Consider the following 3918-nt stretch of genomic DNA (forward strand, 5'->3'; position numbering starts at 1 on the left):
CGGCCTTTGAATGGGTTCATGTGCAGCTCCATCAGCAAAAGGGGATGATAAGTTTATCACCACCGACTATTTGCAACAGTGCCCCCCGCCCTGCAGGAACGCCTGCGCCAACTGCATCCCTACGAACTCCCGGAGCTGCTCGCGGTCGAAGCCGCGTCCGGCCTGCCCGAATACCTGCAATGGCTGGCCGCCGAGAGCCGACCGGTAAACTGAGCCAATGACCGCATCCACGATCCGCCTGCGCCGCTGGCTGGCCGGGCTCGCCCTGCTGCTTGCGCTGCCCGCGACCTCGGCCGTCGCCCAGGACTTCGAACTGCCGCCGGTCGACGAGGTCTTCGTCCTGTCCGCGCAGGCCACCGCGCCGGACCGCATCGAGGTGCGCTGGCGGATCGCCGACGGCTATTACCTGTACCGGCACCGCACCTCGGTCAAGGCCGATGCCGCCTTCACCGGCGCGACCATGGCGCTGCCGAAGGGCAAGGCCTACCGCGACGAATTCTTCGGCGACGTCGAAACCTACCGCAAGGAATTGCTCGGCACCCTCACCGGCACGCCCGCGGCCGGCGCGAGCGCGACCACCCTGACCGTGAAGTACCAGGGCTGCGCCGATGCCGGCGTGTGCTACCCGCCGCAGACCCGCACCCTGAAGGTCGCGTTGCCGGGCGAAGCGGGCGCTGGCGGCTTCGGCTGTAAGGCGCGCGGGCTGCATGATTATGTCGTCAAGAACGGCTCTGCCGATCATCCCAACGCCGAGGTGAAATTCGCACTGGGTGATGTGGTCAACACCATGATCGGCTGCACTAATGGTGAAACGATCATGCTGTGCCACGACACCTCGCTGCCGCGCCCCTATTCTCTCGGCTTTCGGGTGCAAGGCACCGAGGGGCTGTGGATGGACGTCAACAAGTCGATCTATCTGGAGGGCAAGAGCCCACAGCCGCACCGCTGGGAGCCTGCCGAGGGCTGGTTTGCGAAATACGATCACCCGCTATGGAAACGCTACGCCGATCTGGCGGCAGGGGCCGGGCATGGCGGGATGGACTGGTTCGTGATCCACGCTTTTGTCGAGGCGCTGAAGGCCAAGGCCCCGATGCCAATCGACATTTACGACGCGCTGGCCTGGAGCGCGATCACGCCTCTGTCGGAACAATCGATTGCTGAGGGCAATCGCACGTTAGATTTTCCCGACTTCACCCGAGGGCAGTGGCGCACCCGCAAGCCGATCTTTGCGCTGAACGACGCCTATTGATCGACGCGATTTAGGCCAAGCGCACCGCAAAGGCGAAATTGGTAATCTTGTCGGTATCCTTGACGCCCGGCGCGCTTTCGACGCCGCTGGAGGTATCGACCAGCGGCGCTCCGGTGCGCGCAATCGCCTCGGCAACATTCGTCGGATTTAGCCCGCCTGCCAGCCCCCACGGCAAGGCACCGCGATATCCGGCCAGCAGCGACCAGTCGAACGCCAACCCCATGCCGCCGGGCAGCGCGCCTTTGGGGGTCTTGGCGTCGAACAAGATCAAGTCCGCCGCCCCGGCATAGGCTGCGGCGCGTGCGACATCGCTGGCGCTGGCGACGGGCAGCGCCTTCCACACCGGCTTGCCAAACCGCGCGCGCAACTGGGCCACGCGTTCGGGCGATTCCGAACCGTGCAGCTGCAGCGCGTTCAGCTTGGCTGCCACCAGTGCGTCGGCGATGACAGCATCATCCGCATCGACGAACAAACCGACCATGGCGATCTGGCCAGCTGCGCGCGATGTCAAAGCGCCCGCGACATTCGACGTAACCGCACGGGGCGACGCTGGATAGAACACCAACCCGGCATAGTCCGCCCGCGCCGCGATGGTCGCATCGAGCGCCTCGGGTGTGCTGATCCCGCAAATCTTGATTTTCGCGGGCATGCGGTCAGTCGGGGTTCTGGATCAGCCGCACCAGCGTGCAGTCGGGATCGATCAGGTAGCCGATCCTCAGGCCGCTCGCCTCCAGTTGCGGAGCTTTGAAGCGCGGCCAGCCGGTGCTTTTTTCCTCGGCTCCCGCCGCGTTCACCAATGCCACCATGGCATCGAGATCATCCAACCGCAGGCAACAGCCGAACGAGCTCGTAGCTGGGTCGAGGTCAGGATAGGGGAAGAATTCGAGCTGCAAACCGCCGCGCTGCAGGATCATCCAGCCGCGATCCTTCCAACTCGTCGCAAAGCCCAGCTTCGCATAAAACGCCTCTGTCACATCGAAATCGCGCGATGGCAGATTGGGGGTGACGTGGTCAGCCATGGCTCAGCGCAGCTTGTCGGCCATGCGGGCCGTATGAGTGATTGCGGCGCGGCTATCGGGGGCGGAATGGCTCATCACGATCATGCTGGCCTTGGGGAACGCCGCACCAAACGCGCGCGCTGACGCGGCGTAGTGCTCAGTGTCGGCATCACCGAGATTGCCGAGCGACTTGGCCTTGCTGTCCTTGATCAGGCAGCCACCAAAAGCGATGTCGGTGCCGTCGATCCCAACGGTGATATTGTCACTGGTGTGGCCGGGGCCGGGGTAAAATACCTTGAGCGGGCCAAAGTTGGGCGCGGTTGCTGGTTCGACCCAGCCATTGGCGGCGAAAGTCAGGCTGTGTTGCGCCGCAACCAGCCCCTCTTGCGGGGCAAGCTGGTTCGACAACGCATTGGCATAAGTCGCAATCCCCGCCGCATGCAGCGCGTTCATACCGCCCATCTTGTCCTGATGCGCGTGAGTCACCACCGCCAGCGCGACCGGCAGGTTGATCTCCTGCTTGATCCAGTTGAGGATCTGGGCGGTCTGGTCATCGGTCCAGGCGGTATCGACCACCAGCACGCGGCCGCCATCCCTGACGATCAAACCGTTGGAAGCGACTGCCCCGAAACCCGGCATGTCGAGATAGGAAGTGTGCTGCCAGACATTCGGTGCGAGCTGGCGGAAAACCAGATCGCCAAACCGTTGGTCGCCAGTTTCCATTTGCTGGCCAATCGTCGGGCGGATTTCACCGGGCATGCACCCGCTCAGCATCAATGCAGCGGCTAATGCGGTGCTCAGCTTCGCGACCGGGTGCATAATATTGGGCAATTCCATCAAGTTTTCCTTTTATTCAGCATTAAAAACCCCGCAAATGCGAGGCCTAGTAAATAGATGATCTTAATTTGGTTCACTGTAGCAAAAATATGGGGCGAATTCAAACATGAGGTGCGACAGTTTCAAAAGCCATATGATAATCAACAAGCTGAGCAAATTTCTCTAAGGAAGGTGCGAACAAGTCCCTGATATGAGATCATGTTTGTCATCTGGAGCCATGGAACAGGGTTCATCATGAGTCATCAACTTACCTTCGCCGACAGTGAATTCAGCAGTAAGCGCCGTCAGACCAGAAAAGAGATTTTCTTGTCCCGCATGGAGCAGATTCTGCCATGGCAAAACATGGTGGAAGTCATCGAGCCGTTTTACCCCAAGGCTGGTAATGGCCGGCGACCTTATCCGCTGGAAACCATGCTACGCATTCACTGCATGCAGCATTGGTACAACCTGAGCGATGGCGCGATGGAAGATGCTCTGTACGAAATCGCCTCCATGCGTCTGTTTGCCCGGTTATCCCTGGATAGCGCCTTGCCTGACCGCACCACCATCATGAATTTCCGCCACCTGCTGGAGCAGCATCAACTGGCCCGCCAATTGTTCAAGACCATCAATCGCTGGCTGGCCGAAGCAGGCGTCATGATGACTCAAGGCACCTTGGTCGATGCCACCATCATTGAGGCACCCAGCTCGACCAAGAACAAAGAGCAGCAACGCGATCCGGAGATGCATCAGACCAAGAAAGGCAATCAATGGCACTTTGGCATGAAGGCCCACATTGGTGTCGATGCCAAGAGTGGCCTGACCCACAGCCTAGTCACCACCGCGGCCAACGAG

General features: G+C 60.9%; 5 protein-coding genes and 1 pseudogene. 3 read left to right on the forward strand and 3 right to left on the reverse strand.

All coding sequences use genetic code 11. The features are described 5' to 3' along the window. The first annotated feature begins 78 nt into the window (after window positions 1-78). Window positions 79-213, forward strand: coding sequence for a divalent cation tolerance protein CutA (gene cutA / locus FTE26_RS08605; RefSeq protein WP_023408307.1), 135 nt, complete (start codon window positions 79-81; stop codon window positions 211-213). Between the two features lie 4 nt (window positions 214-217). Next, window positions 218-1249, forward strand: coding sequence for a protein-disulfide reductase DsbD domain-containing protein (locus FTE26_RS08610; protein ID WP_004201169.1), 1032 nt, complete (start codon window positions 218-220; stop codon window positions 1247-1249). Between the two features lie 10 nt (window positions 1250-1259). On the opposite strand, the gene FTE26_RS08615 is transcribed toward FTE26_RS08610, so the two are convergent. Genes FTE26_RS08615 through FTE26_RS08625 form a run of 3 tightly spaced genes read right to left on the reverse strand, consistent with a single transcriptional unit; the run spans window position 1260 to window position 3084 of the window. Then, window positions 1260-1898: a phosphoribosylanthranilate isomerase gene (locus tag FTE26_RS08615; protein ID WP_004201168.1), complete on the reverse strand. Its 639-nt coding sequence runs from the start codon at window positions 1896-1898 to the stop codon at window positions 1260-1262. Between the two features lie 4 nt (window positions 1899-1902). Then, window positions 1903-2268, reverse strand: coding sequence for a bleomycin binding protein Ble-MBL (gene ble / locus FTE26_RS08620; protein ID WP_004201167.1), 366 nt, complete (start codon window positions 2266-2268; stop codon window positions 1903-1905). A 3-nt stretch (window positions 2269-2271) separates the two neighbouring features. Further along, window positions 2272-3084, reverse strand: coding sequence for a subclass B1 metallo-beta-lactamase NDM-7 (locus FTE26_RS08625; RefSeq protein WP_032495622.1), 813 nt, complete (start codon window positions 3082-3084; stop codon window positions 2272-2274). 234 nt (window positions 3085-3318) lie between these two features. Here FTE26_RS08625 and FTE26_RS08630 point away from each other — a divergent pair. Further along, window positions 3319-3918 (forward strand): annotated as a pseudogene (locus FTE26_RS08630) (IS5-like element IS5B family transposase); the annotation flags it as partial.

It is taken from the genome of Escherichia sp. S10b, from assembly GCF_028421345.1.
Taxonomy (GTDB): domain Bacteria; phylum Pseudomonadota; class Gammaproteobacteria; order Enterobacterales; family Enterobacteriaceae; genus ECMA0423.